This is a genomic window from Sulfurimonas lithotrophica, assembly GCF_009258225.1.
GTDB classification, from domain to species: domain Bacteria; phylum Campylobacterota; class Campylobacteria; order Campylobacterales; family Sulfurimonadaceae; genus Sulfurimonas; species Sulfurimonas lithotrophica.
This window is the reverse complement of record NZ_CP043617.1, coordinates 1,772,904-1,794,184: the sequence shown is the minus strand read 5'-3', so window position 1 is coordinate 1,794,184 and position 21,281 is coordinate 1,772,904. Positions and strand designations below refer to the sequence as shown.

General features: G+C 34.8%; 18 protein-coding genes. 11 read left to right on the top strand and 7 right to left on the bottom strand.

The window, feature by feature from the left end; translation table 11 throughout:
* Positions 1-405 precede the first annotated feature (405 nt).
* From FJR48_RS08995 to FJR48_RS08980, 4 genes are all read right to left on the bottom strand, one after another.
* Positions 406-1,800, bottom strand: coding sequence for an MBL fold metallo-hydrolase RNA specificity domain-containing protein (locus tag FJR48_RS08995; RefSeq protein WP_152307803.1), 1,395 nt, complete (start codon positions 1,798-1,800; stop codon positions 406-408).
* 66 nt (positions 1,801-1,866) lie between these two features.
* Positions 1,867-2,529 carry an anaerobic ribonucleoside-triphosphate reductase activating protein gene (locus FJR48_RS08990; RefSeq protein ID WP_152307802.1) on the bottom strand — a complete coding sequence of 221 codons (663 nt, stop codon included), beginning with the start codon at positions 2,527-2,529 and terminating at the stop codon, positions 1,867-1,869.
* Positions 2,530-2,682, bottom strand: coding sequence for an anaerobic ribonucleoside-triphosphate reductase (nrdD, locus tag FJR48_RS08985; protein WP_152307801.1), 153 nt, complete (start codon positions 2,680-2,682; stop codon positions 2,530-2,532).
* 93 nt (positions 2,683-2,775) lie between these two features.
* On the bottom strand, positions 2,776-4,878 hold the full coding sequence (locus FJR48_RS08980; RefSeq protein WP_152307800.1) for a ribonucleoside triphosphate reductase: 2,103 nt from the start codon (positions 4,876-4,878) through the stop codon (positions 2,776-2,778).
* Between the two features lie 193 nt (positions 4,879-5,071).
* Here FJR48_RS08980 and nosZ point away from each other — a divergent pair, with 193 nt between their 5' ends.
* The 11 genes from nosZ (at position 5,072) to FJR48_RS08925 (ending at position 18,548) form a co-directional block, all read left to right on the top strand.
* A complete protein-coding gene (nosZ, locus tag FJR48_RS08975) occupies positions 5,072-7,687 on the top strand; it encodes a Sec-dependent nitrous-oxide reductase (RefSeq protein ID WP_152307799.1) in 2,616 nt (871 codons plus the stop codon).
* A 169-nt stretch (positions 7,688-7,856) separates the two neighbouring features.
* A complete protein-coding gene (locus FJR48_RS08970) occupies positions 7,857-8,297 on the top strand; it encodes a hemerythrin domain-containing protein (protein WP_152307798.1) in 441 nt (146 codons plus the stop codon).
* 3 nt (positions 8,298-8,300) lie between these two features.
* The gene (locus FJR48_RS08965; RefSeq protein WP_152307797.1) at positions 8,301-9,602 is read left to right on the top strand and encodes a hypothetical protein; all 1,302 of its coding nucleotides are present in this window, start codon (positions 8,301-8,303) and stop codon (positions 9,600-9,602) included.
* 2 nt (positions 9,603-9,604) lie between these two features.
* Positions 9,605-10,120 (top strand): shikimate kinase, encoded by a 516-nt coding sequence (locus FJR48_RS08960; RefSeq protein ID WP_152307796.1) that lies wholly within the window; start codon positions 9,605-9,607, stop codon positions 10,118-10,120.
* A complete protein-coding gene (locus tag FJR48_RS08955; protein ID WP_152307795.1) occupies positions 10,113-10,559 on the top strand; it encodes a thioredoxin family protein in 447 nt (148 codons plus the stop codon). Before FJR48_RS08960 ends, FJR48_RS08955 begins: the two co-directional genes overlap by 8 nt.
* Complete coding sequence (gene hisD / locus FJR48_RS08950; protein WP_152307794.1) at positions 10,534-11,826, top strand: histidinol dehydrogenase; 1,293 nt, start codon at positions 10,534-10,536, stop codon at positions 11,824-11,826. Before FJR48_RS08955 ends, hisD begins: the two co-directional genes overlap by 26 nt.
* Before the next feature lie 77 nt (positions 11,827-11,903).
* Positions 11,904-12,383 (top strand): DUF2231 domain-containing protein, encoded by a 480-nt coding sequence (locus FJR48_RS08945; protein ID WP_152307793.1) that lies wholly within the window; start codon positions 11,904-11,906, stop codon positions 12,381-12,383.
* Between the two features lie 316 nt (positions 12,384-12,699).
* Complete coding sequence (locus FJR48_RS08940) at positions 12,700-13,338, top strand: 4Fe-4S dicluster domain-containing protein (protein WP_152307792.1); 639 nt, start codon at positions 12,700-12,702, stop codon at positions 13,336-13,338.
* Entirely contained in the window at positions 13,338-14,240 is a 903-nt protein-coding gene (nrfD, locus tag FJR48_RS08935; RefSeq protein ID WP_152307791.1) for an NrfD/PsrC family molybdoenzyme membrane anchor subunit, read from the top strand. The genes FJR48_RS08940 and nrfD overlap by 1 nt, the downstream gene beginning before the upstream one ends.
* 13 nt (positions 14,241-14,253) lie before the next feature.
* Positions 14,254-17,646 (top strand): molybdopterin-dependent oxidoreductase, encoded by a 3,393-nt coding sequence (locus tag FJR48_RS08930; RefSeq protein ID WP_152307790.1) that lies wholly within the window; start codon positions 14,254-14,256, stop codon positions 17,644-17,646.
* Between the two features lie 104 nt (positions 17,647-17,750).
* A complete protein-coding gene (locus FJR48_RS08925) occupies positions 17,751-18,548 on the top strand; it encodes an ion transporter (RefSeq protein WP_152307789.1) in 798 nt (265 codons plus the stop codon).
* Here the strand turns inward: FJR48_RS08925 and FJR48_RS08920 are convergent.
* The 3 genes from FJR48_RS08920 to FJR48_RS08910 form a co-directional block, all read right to left on the bottom strand.
* The gene (locus FJR48_RS08920; RefSeq protein ID WP_152307788.1) at positions 18,538-19,008 is read right to left on the bottom strand and encodes a thioredoxin domain-containing protein; all 471 of its coding nucleotides are present in this window, start codon (positions 19,006-19,008) and stop codon (positions 18,538-18,540) included. The genes FJR48_RS08925 and FJR48_RS08920 overlap by 11 nt on opposite strands.
* 10 nt (positions 19,009-19,018) lie before the next feature.
* Entirely contained in the window at positions 19,019-20,668 is a 1,650-nt protein-coding gene (locus FJR48_RS08915; RefSeq protein ID WP_152307787.1) for an inorganic phosphate transporter, read from the bottom strand.
* 76 nt (positions 20,669-20,744) lie between these two features.
* Entirely contained in the window at positions 20,745-21,281 is a 537-nt protein-coding gene (locus tag FJR48_RS08910; protein WP_152307786.1) for a peptidylprolyl isomerase, read from the bottom strand.

Genomic DNA, 21,281 nt, shown 5'->3' with positions numbered 1-21,281 from the left:
ATATAATACTAGAAAATTGTAAATATAAATAATTAAAAGATTACTTTAATAATTATCTGTAATAAAGAAATTCAAGTATTAAAGATTATTTTTTATACTTGCTTTGACATTTAAAACAATACAAATTACCATTAAACCAACTTTTGTGTCTTCTACAAAAATTTACTTCCGACCAACTCAACTGTTTTTTACATATACAATTATAATAACTCATCTTTATATCCCTTTTTCTAAACTTAAAGTAATGTACAGATTTTGTGCACTTATATATGTCATTTTTTTATTAGTATGTAAGTTATTTATTTGCAAGAAGTACCTAATTGACATATGTATTAGCTTTTGGAAAGGTTATGAAAGTATAAATAATGTCTTCAAATCCCTCCGATCGCACCATCTTTTACATATTTAAAATTCGACACTTTTTTTAAACTGAACTATATCCGCATCTATATCCAGCTGTTCTTTAAGAGCACTTTTAAAATTTATCTGACTCTCTTTTTCTCCGTGTATTAAAAAAACTTTTTGTAGATTTTTTATTTTTGAGATCCATTTTAAAATACTTTTTTGATCTGCATGTGCAGAAAAACCGTTTATTGTATGTATTGAAGCTTTTACGATAATGTCTTCATTATAAATCTTGATCCACTCCGCTCCATCGACTATCTCTCTACCTAGTGTTCCGGCAGCTTGGAAACCTACAAAAACTACTGAATTTTTTGGATCCCAAATTCTATGTTTAAAATGACGTGCGATTCTTCCACCGTTACACATACCGCTTCCTGCTATGATAATTGTTCCGCCGTATATTTCGTTAATAGTTTTTGAATCCTCAGGTGTCTCTGTATAAACTAGGGGTTCAAAGTCAAATATATCACCGTTTTCTCTTAGGTTTTCTTGACAACCTTCACTTAGTTGTTCAAAGTATTTAGAATATAGTTTAGTTGTCTTAGTCGCCATTGGACTATCAAGAAAAATTGTACATTTTGGAAGTTCATTATTTTCATACATTTCACGTAAAACATATAAAAGTTCTTGTGTTCTCTCAACTGCAAAGGAAGGTATCAAGACATTTCCCTTAGCATTTAAAGTGTTCACGACTACCTCTTTGAATTCCGCTATAGTTTCATCCAGTGGTTTATGATTTCTATCACCGTAAGTTGTTTCAACAAATAAAGTATCTGCTCTTTTACATTTTTGCAGATTTTGAAGAACAAGTCCGTTGTTGTTGCCAATATCGCCTGAAAAAACAACTGTTCTAGAATCATTTTCATCCATATATGATATTTCAATAAAAGCAGCACCTAGTATATGACCTGCATTCCTAAAAACAGCACTTACACCCTCACATATCTCAAAATATTCTTCATATTCGGGATTTATCCATTGCATATTAAAAGTAGCTTGAACATCCTCTGCGCCATATAAGGGTGGCAATACTTTTTTTTCTATCGCTTTACGTGCGGCTTTTTTGTACTTTGTAGCAAAATCTTCATTCATAATTTTTGCACTGTCGGTAAGAATGATGCTTGCCAACTCTTTTGTTGCAACAGTTGAGAAAATTTTACCTTCAAATCCCTCTTTAATTAGTTTAGGGACTCTGCCTACATGGTCAAGATGAGCATGAGTAAGTAAGAGATAATCTATCTCAGATGCGTCAAAAGAAAAAGGACCTTGATTTAGTTCTTCCTCTTCTCCTTGGAACATACCGCAATCAATCATTATATTTATGCCCTCAACTTCAAGTATGTGGCATGACCCTGTTACCTCTTCTGTTGCTCCGTATGATGTGACTTTTGCCATGGAAATCCTCCATAGTATTAGAATGATTGTTTTAAGTTTTTAATATTATGACACAAATTTATAAAGTTATCTAAAAATAACGTTTATATTTTCTAAAAGTTTAGTTTTATCAAACTTATATATCGGTGCTTTTATATTACCGATATTTTTTTGTGTCTCTATAAACTCTTGTATATAGTAGTTGTTTTTATATCCTCTATCATCTAAATCTTTTATTATTTCATTTATATCATCTTCATTCAATAAGTCAGCGTGTAGTGTTGTTCTAACTTCAAACTTTATATTTGAATAAATAAGATGTTCCAATGTTTTTTCAAATTCACTAAATTTTGATGATTTTGTAATATTTGTAAATTTATTTTTCGGTGCTTTGTAATCAAGTGCTACATAATCAACTAAGTTAAATTGTAGCAACTCTTTAACGATACGAGGATTTGTACCGTTGGTGTCTAATTTTATGTTAAATCCTAACTCTTTTATATCTTTGCAAAATTGATATAAATGATGCCCTGTTGCTTCCCCTCCACTAAGCACAACACCGTCAAGTTTATTTACCCTTGTTTTTAAAAACTCAATGACATCGTTTGTGTTGTACTGTCCTTTGTTAGAAAATACGATATCACTATTGTAACAATAATCACATCTCATATTACAACCGCTAAACCATATTATACAAGCTAGATGGTCAGGATAATCAAGATGTGTGAATTTTGTGATATCGTATATCATTTAGCACTCTTTGAACTGTTTACGCTCCCTGTGCTCTCCGGTTTTCCCAACATTAAAACTCTCAACAGGTCTATGATAACCCATAACTCTTGTATATACTATACACTTTTGTCTTTTTTCATCCATTAATTTTAAAACTTCATTTTTACTCATGATATCTCCTTTATATAACGATGTCAGAAGTAATTCTGCCATCTATGTTAACACATGGTTCTCTTCGGCAGAGTGCCCACGCAACTAGTTGCTTTATGAAACTTCTTTGTTTTCATATTCTAGTACAATCTCCTCATCACACTTCGGACAGAACTCATGTTCACCTGCTATATAGCCGTGTTTTGGACATACGCTAAATAGCGGTGTAACTGTTATGTACGGTAGAGTGTAATTTGAGATTACATTTTTTACTAATTTTCTACAAGCTTCTGCTGAACTGATTCTCTCTTGCATGTATAGATGCAGTACTGTACCTCCTGTGTATTTATTTTGTAGTTCATCTTGCAAATCAAGTGCCTCATACGGATCATCGGTAAGAGTAACCGGGATTTGAGATGAATTTGTATAGTATATATTTGAATCCATACCTGCCTGTATAATATTATCGTGGTATCTTTTCTTATCCTCTTTGGCAAATCTATATGTAGTACCCTCGGCAGGTGTAGCTTCAAGATTATAAAGATTTCCTGTTTCTTCTTGAAACTCTACCATTTTATCTCTCATATGGTTTAAGATTTTAGTCGCAAACTCTATCCCTCTATCTTCACTGATATCAAATGCATCGTCTGTGAAGTTACGGATCATCTCATTGATACCGTTTACTCCGATTGTTGAGAAGTGATTGTTAAAATTGTGTAAGTATCTTGCCGTATAAGGGAAAAGCCCTCTATCATACATATCTTGGATAAATACTCTTTTTTTCTCTAAAGTAGATTTTGCAAAAACCATTAACTCATCTAATCTTTTTATTAGTGATTCTTCATCATGTTTGTACAAGAAACCTAGTCTTGCCATATTTATAGTTACAACACCGATACTACCGGTCATTTCTGCACTTCCAAAAAGACCGCCTCCGCGTTTTAGTAACTCTCTAAGATCAAGCTGTAATCTACAACACATACTTCTTACATGTCCCGGTTTATATGCTTCTTCATTTTCAACCAGATTACCATCAGCATCTCTTTTGTATTGACTTCCTATAAAGTTTTGAAAATATGAAGAACCAATTTTTGCAGTATTTTCAAAAAGGATATCCGTATTTTCTCCATACCAGTCAAAATCTTCCGTGATATTTACGGTTGGAATAGGGAAAGTAAATGGTTGACCCGTTTTATCACCTTCAGTCATCACTTCATAGTAGGCTTTATTTATAAGGTTCATCTCATTTTGAAAATTTTTATAAGTCATAGACTGTAAACTATCGCATCCACGTTCTTTTGCTTTTTCTTCAAGTTCAGAATCGAGTAAACCTTTAAAAAGGTGGTTTTGTTTAGATGTAGGTATCTGAGTTTTTAAATCTTCAGGTACAGTCCAGTCTATAGTTACGTTTGTAAATGGACTCTGCCCCCAGCGCGCCGGTACGTTTAGGTTGTAAATAAAACTTCTGATAGCTTTTTTAACATCTTTATACTCTAACTTGTCTTTAAAAACATAAGGAGCTAAATATGTATCAAAAGACGAAAATGCCTGAGCCCCCGCCCATTCACTTTGTAAAATTCCAAGGAAGTTCGCCATCTGTCCAAGAGCTTCACGAAAGTGTCTTGGAGCATCACTCTCAACACGACCGCGTACACCGTTAAAACCTTCATCCAAAAGAACTCTTAAACTCCAACCTGCACAATACCCAGTCAAACAATCTAAGTCATGGATATGATAATCCCCGTTTCTATGAGCATAACCTTCCTCTTTTGAGTAGATTTTGTCAAGCCAGTAGTTTGCTATGACTTTTCCTGCCGTATTGTTTATAAGTCCTGCATTTGAATAGCCTGTATTGGAATTTGCTTTTATTCTCCAGTCACTACCGTTAATGTATTCTTCTATAGTTTGAGTTGAACTTATATATGTAGTATCTTCATCTAGTAAAGAGTCACGCTGCATCTTATGTGTATGACGATAGATCATAAAAGAACGCATAACATCAAAATATCTTGCTTTGTATAGTTCTTTTTCAATTAAATCTTGTACATCTTCAACGGCAACACTTCTTTTTGCTTTTAAAATATCTAATACATTAAAGAAAACTACACTATCATATGTAACATGTTCACTTTTAAATGCTTTTTTAATTGCATCTTCTATTTTATAAGCTGCAAACTCTTCTTTGGACCCGTCCCTTTTCAGTATAACTTCAACCATAGCATTTCCTAAATATTTTTCAAAAGTTTATAACTAATGCAATAAGAAATCCATAACAAAAAATGTCACGCATCTGTCACGTGAAAAAAATATAATCTAATTTGACCTTAGTCAAACTATGAGAGTTTAATTTGTAATACTATTTCATATCATTCAGAGTACTTTAAACTTTGTGTGAAATAAGGAGAATAAGATGACTAAGCATTTTGGTAAGCTTTCTTCGCTTATTTTAGGGACTACTTTAGCTGCGACAGTTGCGTCTGCTGCAGGTGGTGAACTACAAAAAGTGATGAAAGCGCGTGGTTTAACTGAAAATGATGTTATACGTGCTGCAAAAACTTATACACCTACTGGTGGAAGAAATGAGTTTATTGTATTTAGTTCCGGTGGACAATCAGGTCAGGTGATTGTTTACGGTGTTCCGACTATGCGTATATTAAAATATATAGCGGTATTTACACCGGAGCCTTGGCAAGGATACGGTTACGATGTTGACTCTCTTAAAATTTTAAGACAAGGTAACATCAGAGGTAGAGAAATTAACTGGGGTGATACTCACCACCCGGCTATTTCTGAAAAAGACGGTAAGTATGACGGTAAATGGTTAGCTATTAATGATAAAGCTAATCCACGTATCGCAATCATTGATTTACATGACTTTGAAACAAAACAAATTGTTGTAAATCCTGTTTTTAAATCTGCACACGGTGGAGCATTCTTCACTCAAGATTCAGATTATATTATTGAAGCGGCACAATATGCAGCTCCGTTTGATAATAACTACCACCCGATTGAAGAGTACAAAGAAACATACCGTGGTGGTGTGACTATGTGGAAATTCAACCATAAAGAAGGACGCATAAAAGAAGATAAGTCTTTTACTATAGAGATGCCTCCATATATGCAAGATTTATCTGATTCAGGTAAAGGCGTTAGTGACGGATGGGGTTTTACAAACTCGTTTAACTCTGAAATGTATACAGGTGGTATAGAAGTTGGTATGCCGCCAAATGAAGCTGGTATGTCAAGAAACGATACTGACTTTTTACACGTATATAACTGGAAAAAATTAGCAGAAGTTGCTAAAGATAAGAAAAATGTAAAAGTTGTAAACGGACATAGAGTTATCCCTATGGATGTAGCTGTAAAACATGACGCACTTTTCTTAATTCCGGAACCAAAATCACCTCACGGTGTTGACGTATCTCCAAGCGGAGAGTATATTACTGTTTGTGGTAAACTAGATACTCACGCATCTGTTTATAAATGGAGTAAGATTAAAAAACTTATCAAAAATAAAGAATACGCAGGAAAAGATCCTTACGGTATTCCTATTTTAGATATGAAAAAATCATTACACGGTCAAGTTGAACTAGGTCTTGGGCCATTGCATAACCAGTATTCAAATATAGATGGAGAAATTTATACTTCACTTTATGTTGATTCACAAGTTGTAAAATGGAACTATAAAACACTTAAAGTACTTGATAAAGAGAATGTTCACTATAACATCGGTCACTTATGTGGTATGGAAGGTAAATCAGCAGATCCTCAAGGTAAATATATTATTGCACTTAATAAGTTAGCTATTGATAGATTTGACAATGTTGGTCCGCTTCACCCTCAAAATCACCAGTTAATCGATGTAAGCGGTAAAACTATGGACTTATTAGTTGATATGCCTTTACCTTTAGGTGAGCCTCACCAAGCTGTTGCGATTAGAGCTGAGAAACTGCACCCACACGTAAGATATAAAATGGGTACAAATGCTAAAACAGGTAAAATGCATAAAGGTAAAACTTTAGCAGGTCAAGAAAAAATTGTTAGAACTAAAAAAGCTGACGGTACTAACAAAGTAGAAATTTATGCTACATTGGTTCGTTCTCACATTAACCCTGAGAGAGTTACTGTAAATAAAGGTGATGAAGTTATCTGGTATATGACTAACCTTGAGAGAGCACAAGATGAGACTCACGGTTTTACGGTTGATTATTTTGATGCACATGCTTCATTAGAACCGGGTGAAACTACTGAAATGAGATTTATCGCTGATATTGAAGGTGTATTCCCTTATTATTGTACAGAGTTTTGTTCTGCACTTCACTTAGAGATGATGGGTTATTTAATGGTTAAAGACCCTAACAAAAAATATGTGTCGGCTCAAAAACTTAAAATGAAAACAATGTCTAAAGCTGAGCTAAAAGCTGAGTATGACAAAACAATTGCAGTTAATGATGCTACAGATGCAGTTATTCAAAGTGTTGTAAAATTCTTAAAAGAAAACGGTTACGATAAACATAAAGTTGTAGCTGATCTTGTAACTGATGCTTTTGACCAATATGGACAAATTCCTGCTCAAAAGAAAAAAGCTGACGAAGCTGCTAAAAAAGGCGACTACGAAAAAGCTGTTTTATTTGAAAACATGATTTGGCAGCTAATGGTTAAAACTGCCGATGTTGGTATTAGAGCAAAAGACTTACTTGTAAGAAAAGTAGCTACTAAACAATCTGCTTCTGCAGCTGCAGGTGAAAGAGCATTTGGTGAAGGTGGATGTGGTGGATGTCACGTTATCGGTAAAGTTAGTTCTGGTCCGGATTTAACTGGTGTTCTTGAGCGTCACGGTAAGAATGCTGAGAAATGGGTAAGCGACTTTATCCTTGATCCAGAAAAAATGTACGATGATCCATATGTTAAATCTATGATTGATTACTTTAACTTAAAAATGCCTAATCAGCATATGAGTAAAAAAGAGACTCAAGATATTATAGAATACTTAAAATGGGTTGACGAAAACGCTAACCTATTCTAATAGGTATCTTTTTTGTACTACTAAAATAACAAAGGATTTATTCCTTTGTTATACCACACTTTTTAATCACAAAATTTTTATTTCCAACAATCTTTATTGATATAGGTCAGTTATATATTTGTTTTTATTTGTATATAATTGCAAAAATATAAAGAACATAAGGTTTAAAATGGCTTCAATAAAAGAATATTTAACAAACGATCACCGTAGATGCGATGATATATTTGCTTCTATGGAAGAAAAAGCAAACGAATCCTTATCTGCTGCTAAAGATATTACACAAGAATTTATAGATGCAACAGAGAGACATTTCCAAATGGAAGAACGTGTTATGTTTGCAGAGTTTGAGCAAAAGACAGGTATGACTCAAGGTCCTACTGCGATGATGAGACAAGAACATACTCAGATGCGCTCACTAATGCAACAAATGATAGATGCCATAGAAGCGGATGATAAGGATAAGTTTTTCGGTTTGACTGAAACGCTGATGATACTTCTGCAACAACATAATATGAAAGAGGAACAAATGTTATATACTATGGCGCAACAGCATTTAAGTGCAGATGCCGATAGAATAGTTGATATGATGGATTCAATAGTACCAGAGTAAGATATGGAATTAACAGGTTTATCTACAGATCAAGCACCACCGATTTCGGCTCCGCTAAGATTCTTTTTAACGGCACCGTTATTTGCTATCTTAGCCGGACTTTTGATATTTGGAACTGAGACGGATGCATTAATAAGCAGATTTTCATATGAAACTATAGCTATAGCACATGCTTTAACTGTCGGTTTTTTAGGTTTTGTGATGCTTGGAGCCCTTACTCAGATGCTACCTGTTTTAGCCGGTGTAAAAATATATAAAGTTGAATCACTAACTATAATTTCATATATACTTCTAGTTATCGGTTTGTTATCAATGGTTTTTGGATTATACTTTCAAAAACATATATTAAATTTTGTAGCTTCTGGTACACTTACTTTAGGTTTTTTACTTTTAATAGTCCCTATGCTTTTTGCAATTAAAAAAGTCGTTAACTTTACACCTACGGTTAAGGCAATGGGCGTAAGTTTGTTTTTTGCATTTGTATCAGTTCTTTTAGGGGCACATCTTTTGGCATCTCATGCCAGTGGAAATATAGCATCCAGCCACTATATTTTTGCCAATATTCATAGCGTTTGGACAATATTCGGTTTTGCCGGTGTATTAATAATAGGAGTAGCTTTTCAGGTACTTCCAATGTTTTACGTAGCACCGAGATTTAAACAATTTTGTAAAAGACGTGTAGTTTTGCTAATTTCTATAGGACTTATACTTTGGGCATTTACAAATATTTTTTTTACGCAGTATGATTTTATTGCAAAAATATGGATAGGGCTTTTTTTTTGGGCATTTGTAACAACTGTATGGATTAAGTTAAACAAACGCCGTCGCCCCGTTAGAGATGTGACTGTTTTATATTGGAGAAGTTCAAGTATTTTTTTAACGCTCGGAATTTTTGCATGGGTGTTTAATTCATTTTTAGATGATAAAATGATTGTTATCGTATCCGTACTAATCGGTGGCGGTTTTGTTATCTCTATAATGATAGGGATGCTTTACAAAATAATCCCTTTTTTAGTATGGTTCCATCTAAATGCAAGAGGTTATATGAATATACCCACAATGAATGAGATGATAGACAAAAGAGTAGCTAACATACAGTTTGTATTATATATTTTAGCACTTATAGGTTTTGTGTTTTCATACTTTTATCCCCGGTTTTTAGAGTTATCTTCTTTGAGTTTTATTTTGAGTATGATACTTTTAGAGTATAATGTCATTAATCCAGTGTTGATATATTCAAAAATTATGAAAACAAAACCTGATTTTGATATGTCTGCTTTTGGAATGATGCATGAGGAACAGTAGTTGTGAAGAACATTATACTTATAGGTTTTATGGGTGTCGGAAAAGGCAGTGTAGCTCGTGAAGTAATTAAACACTCAGAATATATAGCTATAGATACCGACGATATGATAGAATCTATGGAAAATAAAAAAATAAAAAAAATTTTTCAAGAAGACGGAGAGAAACACTTTAGAGCTTTAGAAAAAAAAGTAGCACATTGGTTGCAAACAAGTGTAAAAAATACATTGATATCGACAGGTGGCGGTTTCTATAAGCAAAAAAATATTAAAGATATCGGGTTGATAGTTCTTCTTGACAGTCCTTTTGAAAATATTATCAAAAGGATTAAAGAGCATCCAAATGCCGTAAAAAAAATAAAGAAAAGACCGCTTTTAAATGATATGAAATTGGCTGAAGAATTATATGACGAACGTCGTCCTGAGTATTTGGAAATGGCTGATATTGTTATCGATGTAACGAATAAAAGTGCTTATGATTGTGCAAAAGAACTTCTTAGAAAGGTAAAAAAACATGCGTAATATTTTAGTAATCTTGTTATTTAGTGTAGTTACACTATTTGCAACAGGTGTTAAATGGGAGAATGATTATCACAGTGCTTTAGAAAAAGCAAAAAAACAAAATAAGCCCGTTTTATTTATAAGTTCGCGTCATACATGTAAATATTGTGTAGTACTAGATGAAACAACATTAAGGGATGCCAGAGTAGTTGAAGAACTAAATAAAGATTTTATCTCCGTTGTATCTTATTCAGACGAGAGAGACTATATGCCGCGTGAACTTTGGAGACCCGGTACTCCGGCTATTTGGTTTTTGCTACCATCTGGTGAGCCTATGTTTGAACCTGTGATGGGTGCTATAGATGCAAACAACTTTTTAAAAGCATTAGATATCGTAAAAAAAGAATTTAAAACAAGACAGAAAAAGGACAATAATGATTTTTACAAACTCAACAAGTAATAGTTTTGAATTAGAGTTTGAAGAACTTCTAAGTCGCGGTAAAATGGATATTGCCAATGTAAGTGGGATTGTCGGTAATATTATTAAAGAGATTAAAAAAGATAAAAATAAAGCTTTATTTGAACATATTGCAAAATTCGATAAATGGGAACCTAAAGAAGATGAAGACTTAAAAATATCGGCGGAATCTATGCTACATGCCTATAATAATATAGATGGCGAGTTAAGAGATGCCCTTCATTTGTCATATGATAGAATTAAAACATATCACGAGAAACAAAAGCCAAAATCATGGTTTGACGATGAACCAAACGGGACTATATTAGGTCAAAGAGTAACGCCAGTTGATAGTGCAGGGCTTTATATCCCCGGTGGAAAAGCTGCATATCCGTCTTCACTCTTGATGAACGTTATTCCTGCACAAGTTGCAGGAGTTGAAAATATAGTTGTTTGTACGCCTACACCTGATAATGAACCAAATGAACTTCTTTTGGCGGCATGTCATCTTTGTGGCGTTAGTGAAGTTTATAAAGTCGGTGGAGCTTCTGCAATTGCAGCTATGGCTTATGGGACTGAAAACATTCCTAAAGTTGATGTAATTACGGGTCCGGGAAATATTTTTGTTGCAACTGCAAAAAAAATGGTTTTTGGTGATGTAAATATAGATATGATAGCAGGACCGAGTGAGATAGGAATATTAGCCGATGAGAGTGCAAACCCTAACCATTTGGCGGTTGATTTACTCTCTCAGGCAGAACATGATGAGATGGCTAGTTCAATTTTGATAACACCGTCTCAAAACTTGGCAAATACCGTAAAAATAAAAATAGAAGACTGGTTAAAAAAACTACCTCGTCAAGAGATAGCTAGAAAGTCTATAGAGATGCGCGGTGCTATTATAGTTACTCGTGATATGGATGAAGCAATTGATTTAATGAACCAAATAGCACCTGAGCACTTGGAAATAGCTACAAATAATGCGTTCGAATTACTTGCATCTATTAAACATGCTGGTGCTATATTTTTAGGTCACTATACTCCGGAAGCCATAGGTGATTATATGGCTGGACCAAACCATACTTTACCGACAGGCGGTACGGCTAAGTTTTATTCACCTCTTGGAGTTGAGAACTTTATGAAAAAAACTTCGATAATCTCATTTAGTAAAAAAGCTATCAACGAGATTGGAGAGGAGTGTGCACTCATAGCAAATACTGAAGGCTTAACGGCACATGAACAATCTGTCAGAGTGAGGCTTGAAAAATAATTTAGTTATTTTTTATAAGAAAAGACTATAAATTAAAATGTAAAATACAAATATACTTTATTTTAAAGGATACAAATATGTTACATCCGGCTATGGCACATTTTGCAGTTTCACTACCTATAATTTCACTTATATTAGGTGCTGCATACCTATATAAACCTACTGAACTTATGTCTAAGATATCAACAAGATTTTTTGTTTTTGCAGCTATTTTTTTAGTAGCTGCCTTTTTTAGCGGAAAACATGACGGCGGTGAAGTCTATATGTTTATCTCAGGTGAAGGTCAAAAACTTTTAGTTCAGCATAAAAACTTAGGAATATTTTTAGCTATAACTATGGGTATAGCTGCATTAGTTAAGTTTTACGGCTGTAAAAAGAAAAACTTCAAGATAGAGATATTTTCAATTATACTTGTTGCAATAGTGGCAGGCGGTGTTCTTTACCAAGGTAAAATGGGTGGCGAACTTACATATACTTACGGAGCTCATGTTGAAAAACATTCGGATGGTATGGATTGTTTAGATGATCCTGAAGAGTTTATAGTTCAAGACGATTAGTCTAAAGATAGATTACTAAGAAGAGTATTTTTATACTCTTCCATATTAAATTTCCCAAATTTTAACTAAATTATATACTCCTTATAATAGTTATTCTTGTCACAAATATTACCAATATATATATTTATCTTATATTTTCAAAACTACACAATATGGATTTTATCAAAAAAATATCACGTATTTATATCTTATTTAAGTTTCACTAGGGTAGTATTTTCGATAGTTGAAAGACCTTTAAAGCATTATAAGTGGGGCTTTTCAAACAGATTATTAGTAGTTATAAATATTAAAATTACATAAGGTTAAAGGAGTATATATGCAATTAGGCTTCCTGGTTGACTTACATCTTTGTATGGGATGTAAGGGCTGTGAAATCGCATGTAAAGTGGAAAATGAAGTTCCGCTTAGTACATGGAGACTTCGTGTTAAATATGTAGATGTGGGAACTTTCCCTGAGACAAAGAGAACTTTTACGCCTCTTAGATGTAACCACTGTGAAAATGCTCCTTGTGAGAGGATCTGTCCGGTATCTGCACTTCATTATCTTGAAAACGGTATTGTAAACATTGATAAGGAACGCTGTATCGGTTGTGCCGGTTGTGTTATGGCTTGTCCTTACGGTGCTATCTATATAGACCCTCAAACACAAACTGCCGATAAATGTACATATTGTGCTCACCGTGTAGCTTCATCTATGATGCCTGCATGTGTTGTAGCGTGTCCTGTTCAAGCTAATATTTTCGGTGACTTAGATGATCCGACATCAAATATCTCTCAATACATCGGTAAAAACCAAAGTAATGTACAAGTTAGAAAACCTGAAAAAGGAACTAACCCTCATCACTATTATACAAGTGGAGGAAATGTTAACTTAAATCCTTTAGCATCTCATAGAGTTGAAGGTCATTCTTTATTTAATAAAATAACAACATTACCGGTAGGAGGGCACCACTAATGGCAGCACATGAAATTTTAGCAGCTACAAATGCTGTGGTTACTTTAGATGTAGCAATTCCCGGTACTGTATGGCCATGGCTGGTTACGGTTAATATGTGGGCAAAATCTATAGGTACGGGTGTTATTTTTATGCTTTTCTTATTACTTAGAAAACATCCGGAATCGGCTAAAAATTTAAGATTTTCTACTACTGTAGTATCGATTATATTTATTCATATCTTTTTATTGTTTACATTGGCAGATTTACATCAGCCTTTTAGAATGTGGCATATCTTTTTCTATCCACATGTAACATCGGCTATTACTATCGGTGCATGGATGGCTACTATTTTTGTCGGTTTATTATTTTTGCTTGCATTTTTTGCTTTCAAAAAAGATGATGCAAAATATGATAAGTTATTAATTCCTGTAGTTATTTTAGCTATCCCGGTAACTATGTATACGGCAGCTCTAATGAGTCAATGTACTGCGCGTGAATTATGGCAGATGCCGACTGAAACTGCTCAGATGATTTTAGCAGCTTTATTATCCGGTTCTGCAGCTATGATTTTACTTGGCGGTAACAAATTAGATGAAAAAGCTCAAAGGACATTAGGCGTAGTTCTTGGATTAAGTGCATTTATGTCATTTGTTATGTATATGGCTGAATATATCTTTGGTCCAATGAAAGCCGAAGAAGTTGCTGCAGTACTTGAGTACATCAAAGGTGACGGTCCATATACGGTTATGTTCTGGTTGGGTCAATGGATAGCTTATCTAATCCCGATGGGTCTTATTCTATTAGCTAGAACTAACAATAGTGCTAGTATTTTAAAACTTGCTGCAATTTTAGCAATAGCAGGTCTGTGGGTAGTTAAACATGTTTGGTTAATGATTCCACAATTATTACCGATGAGTTAAGGAGAAAATATAAATGTATTTACAAAGTAGAAGAACATTTTTAAAAGGCGCTGCATTTTCTGTTGCAGGTGCTGCGATTGCAAAAGGTGTATTTACGACAGATGCAATTGCCGAGTCTGTAAATGACTCAAAGTTTACAAACACTCCGGATTCATTATCTTTTTATCCGCCTATGGAAGAATGGGGTAGTTTTTCAGAGTTGAGCGGTGAAGATTGGAAACGCGGAGGAATTGACCGTCACGGTGTGAAAAGTGATTCAAATCCTAATGGTATTGAGGCTTATGATTATGCAATTATACCGACTGCATGTTCAAACTGCGAGGCATCTTGTGGTTTAACCGCTTGGATTGATAAAAAGACTTTTACCGTTAAAAAGTATATGGGTAATCCTCTACATCCTGCTTCTCGTGGACGTAACTGTGCAAAAGGTTATGCTACACAAAGCCAAATGTATGATCCCGATCGTATAGCATTCCCACTTAAACGTGCGCCTGGTTCTGCTCGTGGTGAGGGTAAATGGGTACGTACTACTTGGGATGAGGCTATGACTACTATCGGTAAAAAGATGGGAGATACTTTAGCTAAAGGTGACGAGTTATCTAAAAAAACTGTAATGTTTCATGTTGGTCGTCCAAACGAGAATGGTTTTACCGGTAAAGTATGGCATACACTAGGTTGTGATGCATTTAACTCACATACGAATATCTGTTCATCAGGTGGTCGTACACCGACTATCCAATGGGCTAACGATGATAGAAGTTCACCGGATTGGGCTAATGCCAAGCTTATATTCCTAAACTCTTCTCACGCAGCAGATGCAGGTCACTATTTCCAACAATCTGCTTCATTTATTGCAGATGCAAGAGCTAAGGGTGCAAAACTTGTAGTTATGGATCCACGTATGTCTAACTCTGCCGGTATGGCTGATATGTGGATTGCTGCATGGCCAGGAACTGAACCTTTAATTTATTTATATCTTGCTCAAAGAATTTTAAATGAGGGTAAAGTTGATAAAGCATTTGTTAAAAAGTGGCTAAACTGGGAAGTTATGATGGACAATAAAGACTACCTAAAATTCATGGTAGAGAAAGGTTATATAAAAGAGGCTCCTAAGAAAAATACTTTTGATGCATTCCTAGATACTATTACTGAGATGTATCAACCATATACACTAGAGCATGTATCTAAAGAGACTCATGTTCCTGCATATAAATTAGAACAGTTATACGATATGTTCATCTGGGCTGGTACATCAGTATCAACATACTTCTGGCGTGCAACAGCTGCGGGTAACCGTGGTGGTTGGATGAGTGGTCGTACAGGTTTCTTACCATTGGCACTTCGTGGAGCTATAGGACCTGAGGGTGGTACATTCTTCCACCACTTCCATGTTATATCTGTAGCCGGTAAAGGTGGTTCTGCAACAGTTGGACAAGGTAAACGTGGTTCAAATATTCCTAAAGTAGATGTATATAACGAACTTACTTGGCCGCCTGAATGGCCACTGTCAACTTATGAGTTGTCATTTCTCTTACCGCATCTTTTAGCAGATACAGAGTGGCAGAAAAAGTGGCAAGATAAGGGTCTTAATGTTCCTGAAAAGCTCTCAGTTTGGATTCCTCGTATGTATAATCCTGTATGGATTAATCCGGATGGTTTCAGATGGATTGATACTATTAAAGATGAAAATAAAATGGAGCTTACCTTCAACCTTTCACCTGTATGGTCTGAGACTAACTGGTATGTTGATTATGTATTACCTGTTGGTTTAGCCGGTGAGAGACATGATCAACACTCTGAGGCTACTATGCCTGCTCGTTGGACTAGTTTCCGTCAGCCTGTAATGCGTGTAGCGTTAGAGAAAGCTGGATGGAAGCCAAATAACCCTGCTCGTGCAACTCTTGAAGCTCATATCAAAGCCGGTCTTGGTGAAGTTTGGGAAGAGAACGAGTTCTGGTTTGATATGTGTGTTAACTATATTGATCCAACCGGAAAACTCGGTATCAAAAAAATGTGGGAGTCTAAAAAGAACCCTGGTAAACCTGTTACAATCGCTGAATGGTACGATGCGGCATTTGGTGACAACTTACCAAATCTTAAAGCTACTGCTACATCGGATGAGCGTTATAAAAATTCTGAATATCCTGTATATGAGTATATGCGTGATCACGGTGCTTGGATGGAAGAAAACAAAATCTATTCTGCACAAGAAAAAGAGATTAAAGAAACTAGTACACACTATATCTCTCACGGTCATAAATATGAGAAAAAACATGTACATACAGACAAACGCACAGGTGTAATGACAGCTGAATCTCATGGTAAGAAAAAATCTATCGGTATTGAGATAGACGGTAAGAAAATGGAAGGTTTTGCAACATTAGATAAAAAACTTGACTTCTTCTGTGAGTGGTTAGCTGATGATTGGAAATGGCCTGAATATGCAATTCCGTTCTACCCAAGAACTCCAAAAGAGAAAAAAGAGATGAAACATATCGTTTCTCATGTAGATCACTCTTATATGACTGAAAAGAACTCGTATGCGTTAAATACTGTATTTAGATTACCGTATAACATCCATACACGTTCTGCTAACTCTAAACACTTAATGGAGATTTCACAAAACCATGATCCGATTTGGATATCAACTCCTGATGCAAAACGTCAAGGATTTAAGCGCGGTGATGCTATCCGTGTAAGAATCGTGGATTCTGTTACAGGATTAGAATCCGGTTACTTTGTAGCTATGGCAGTTCCAACAGAGGGTGTACTTCCTGGTACTCTAGCTTGTTCACACCACGGTGGTAGATGGAAGCTAGTTAATTCTGTAACTATTCCAAACGGTGTAACTGACGGTAAAGTTGATTCTCAGCCTATTAAACGTGATATGACCGATCCTAAATTTATGGCTCACTCACCTAAAAATGCAGGTAGTGCAGCCGGACAAATTAAAATCGAAGATTATGACGGTACAAGCGGTCTTAACAGCTTTGGTGTACCTACTGCCGAGTTATCTATGGATGGTAAAGAGGGTAAACTTAAATATACTAAGGGTATTACACCTTTTCATTCTGAGAGATTTGCAGATTACAACCGTGACAGCGGAAATATCTGGTGGGATGGTTTAAGTGGTTCATGGCAAAATGCAGTTGCGGCTGCTCACCCTGATCCAATTTCAGGTATGCATTGTTGGCACCAAAAAGTTATCCTTGAACCGTCTCAGCCTGGAGATAAAATAGGTGATATTCATGTAAACTATGAAAATAACTTCAAAATTTACCAAGGATGGAGAGATGATTTAACTCGTCCTTTAAATGAAAAAGATACACTACGTCGTCCACAACATATTAAACGTCCGTGGGTACCTTTATCTGACAAAGCTTACAAAGTAAAAATCAAAGGCTAGTCCTTTGATTTTTAACCCTTCCTTTTAATTTCAACTAAAATATATTTATATATCTTTCATTTTATTTTTTTTGCTAATATTCCAAAAAATTTTAGGATGCAAATATGTACACAAGTATTAAAACTTTTGTTGATAGTTCAAAGTTTCAAAACTTTATAATTGGTTTAATAATACTTAACGGTATAACAATGGGGCTGGAAACTTCAAAAAGTTTTACTGCAGATTTTGGCGTTTATATAGGAATATTTGATATATTGGTAATATCTATATTTACAATAGAGATATTACTCCGTATCTATGTTTACAGACTTTCTTTTTTCAAAGATCCTTGGAGTATATTTGATTTTTCAGTAGTCGTAATCTCTCTAGTACCTGCAAATGCCGGTTTTGAGATATTTAGAATACTAAGGGTTCTAAGGCTTTTTAGACTTATAACCGTAGTACCTCAGATGCGTAAAATTGTTTCTGCACTTATAAGTGTGATTCCCGGTATGATATCGATAGCAGCACTTATGAGTCTGTTCTTTTATATATTTGCGATTATGGCTACACAGCTTTACGGTGAGAAGTTTCCTGAATGGTTTGGAACACTTGGCGCTTCGTTTTATACTCTGTTTCAAATTATGACACTAGAATCTTGGTCTATGGGAATAGTGCGTCCCGTTATGGAAGTTTATCCTCTTGCATGGGTGTTTTTTGTTCCGTTTATATTTATAGTGACATTTGTAATGATTAACTTAATAGTAGCTATAGTCGTAGATGCAATGGCTGAGATAAATAAGGATGAAAACTCACATATTATAGATGAAGTTCATGTTAGTGAGATAAGTACAAATGAACAAATATTTGCACTTAGAACAGAAATTAGAGAGTTAAAAGAATTATTGAAATCTAAAGGCTAGCATACCACATTCTTAGTCTTAAGCCTAAAGTACTTGTATATCCGACTTCACTAAAAACTAGTTCTTGGTTTTTATTGTATATAAGAGTAGTCGGGTATGCACTTACATTAAACTTCTCTGCAAAAAAACCGTCCTCATCGTTTATGGTATTAAAATCAAAATCATTTTCTATCATATACTTTTTTATATCTGCATCGGAGCCCGATTTTACAATAAAGGTTAAAACCTGATAATCTCGTGAGATAGATTGTATATTTGAAGCTTCCATTTTACATGTAGGACACCACGAAGCCCAAATATGTACAAGGATGGGCTTGTTTTTATCGTATGGATAGTTTATGTCTAAAGCTAGTTTATTTAAGTCGCTTGCCTTGTAAAAACTTATGATATTTGCAAATATTATCATTACAACTATAAAAAGTAAAAATTCTTTGATGTATTTTATAATTTTATTTTTCATATAAGCATACTTATATCATAATACCTTTTATGGTAAAAAATAACATCGCAGATAATACTGCCGCGGCAGGAACTGTAATAAGCCAAGCAGCGATTATTTTTTTAACTGCATCTCTTTTTACATATTGAATTTTTTCGGTTTTTTTGATTATTTTTTTGGTTGATTTAATAAGTGCTTTTTCATCGCTTATCATTTTATAAAGAATTGTTATTCTTTCAAAATCCTCAGGTGATTTATCAGTTTTTGCATCTAAAGATTTTAGTTCAGATTTATATGCTTTAAGTGTTTGTGTTTCGTCTTCTAAAGTTTCAAGTTCTTCTTCTAAGATATGTTTTTCATCTTTATTTAAATCTAACCATTCTCTTAAAAATCCAACACCAAATACACCACCTATAGCAATGTGAGTCGAACTAACGGGAAGTCCAAGTTGAGAAGCTATGATAACTGTAATAGCTGCAGCCATAGCAATAGAAAAAGCTCTGATTTGGTCAAGTTCTGTTATTTCAGTTCCTACGGTTTTAATAAGTTTAGGTCCATAAAGTGCTAGTCCAATGGCAATACCTATAGCACCTACAGCCATTACCCAAAACGGTATAGATGCCTTAGAAGATATTCCACCGTTTACGACGGCATCATTTATAGCTGCCAAAGGACCAATAGCATTAGCGACATCATTTGCACCGTGTGCAAAACTTAGAAGTGCTGCTGCAAATACAAGAGGGATAGTAAAAAGAGTGTTAACGCTTGCTTTATTGTTTTCTAAAACCGAAGTATTTTTTGAAAGCTTTTTCTTTACTAATATAAAAACAAATACTGCAACAATAGCACCCAAAATTAAAGCTGTTAAAAATGAAGGTTTTTTTGACATTTCAATAGATACTAAAGGAAGCATATTTAAAACTTCAACTATACTAGGCCATATTTTTTTAAGACCTTTTAGAGTTAGATATGTTACAAAAGCCCACGCCATAAGTGCAACAAAAATAGGTACGTTTTTCTTGGCGGCACTTACTTTGTCTTCTTTAAATACGATAGTCTTTTTAATAGCAAAAAGAAATGCCGCAGCAATTATACCGCCTAAAACAGGTGAAATTACCCATGAAGCCGCAATTTTACCCATAGTGCCCCATGATACGATGCTAAATCCAGCCGCTGCAATACCTGCACCCATTACACCGCCGACTATGGAGTGTGTAGTTGAAACAGGTGCACGCATAGCAGTTGCAAAGTTAAGCCATAAGGCAGCAGCTAAAAGTGCAGCCATCATAGCCCAGATAAAAGGATCGGTATTACCGCCAAAAGCAGATATGTCGATAATTCCTTTTTTGATTGTTTTTACAACTTCTCCACCGGCGATAATTGCACCGGCTGCTTCAAAAACAGCAGCTATTATGATAGCCATCGTTAAAGTCATAGCTTTGGAACCGACTGCAGGACCGACGTTATTTGCTACATCGTTTGCGCCTATATTCATTGCCATATATGCGCCAATCAATGCAGCTACAGCTAAAAATAGATTGTTAGACACTCCGCCACTGTTTAAGAAGCTGAATGTAAGGACCGCAATCATAAAAAATAGAGCAAAACCTAATCTTGATAAATCTGTTCCGCTTTTTTTGAGAGCTTTTCTCTCAAGTTTATCCATAGTTTGCATTTCCATGATTGCTACCCCTAAAAAAATTTTGTGATTATATCTTTATAAAGATTACAAAATGGTTACAAAGCTAACTTAAAGGTTATTTTTTTATATAAGCTTTTATAATCTCTTGTCTCTCAAGTGGTCTATCTCCGCCACGACCGCCCGATGTCGCTATGTTATTTAATTTTCTAAGTGCATCCATAGAACTTGGTAGTGCCTGACCGAATATGGTATGTCTGCCGTTTAACCAAGGTGTTAATGCCGTTGTAATAAAAAATTGACTTCCGTTTGTGTGTGGACCTGCATTTGCCATAGCAAGCACGCCTATTTTATTAAAAGTTTTATCTTTAAATTCATCCTTAAAACTTTTTCCCCAGATGCTTTTACCGCCGCGACCTGTTTCTGTAGGATCACCGCCTTGAATCATAAAATTTTGTATAATCCTATGAAAAGCGATACCGTTATAGTAACCGTTTTTTATATGTGTCATAAAGTTCTCAACTGCCAAGGGTGCAATATTTGGGTATAGTTCAAGTTCTATCTTGCCTTGCGTTGTTTCAAGTACTGCGATTGGATTTTTTGCATATAAATTTATTGATAGTAATATCAATACCATTAATGTAATTTTTTTCAT